The following is a 489-nucleotide window of genomic DNA, read 5'->3' as shown; positions in this document are numbered from 1 at the left end:
GGCGCAGAACCAGCACAACCTGCGGCAGAAGGGCACATGCAAATACAGCGAGATGCTGCTGCCCGGTGAAATCTTTGAAACCCAATTGGAAAACAGCGCGGAATCAGGGTCCTTGCCGAAGTGCGGCGCGGTGGGATAGCTGGTATAGCGCGGCACTTTGGCGTCAAACAAACCCAGTTCGGCCAATTGAGCTTTCTGTTCCATTCAATTACCGTTATGGCAGCGCGCGAACCAGAGCCTTGACCCAGATCAAACGGACCAGCGAATGAACGCTCCCATTATGTCACAATCCAGATGCGGCGATTGCCCGATCCGTCACCGTGCCGTGTGCGCGCGCTGCAACGCGGATGAGCTGGAAGCGCTGGACGCGATCAAATACTACCGCACCTATGAGGCCGGCCAGCCGATCATCTGGTCCGGCGACGTGATGAACTTCGTGGGCTCCGTGGTTTCCGGCATCGCTTCCCTGACCCAGACGATGGAGGACGG

At 58.3% G+C, this 489-nt stretch carries 2 pseudogenes; one reads left to right on the top strand and one right to left on the bottom strand.

Annotated features, from left to right (window positions below):
• A pseudogene (locus tag RA21_RS23080) lies at window positions 1–204 on the bottom strand (coproporphyrinogen III oxidase); the annotation flags it as partial.
• 61 nt (window positions 205–265) lie between these two features.
• On the opposite strand from RA21_RS23080, the pseudogene RA21_RS23320 reads away from it, so the two are divergent.
• Window positions 266–489: pseudogene (locus RA21_RS23320) on the top strand (transcriptional regulator); the annotation flags it as partial.

This window comes from Leisingera sp. ANG-DT (assembly GCF_000813785.1).
In the GTDB taxonomy this organism is placed as follows: Bacteria; Pseudomonadota; Alphaproteobacteria; order Rhodobacterales; family Rhodobacteraceae; genus Leisingera.
The sequence above is the reverse complement of the archived record's forward strand: the minus strand, read 5'-3'. Positions and strand labels throughout refer to the sequence as shown.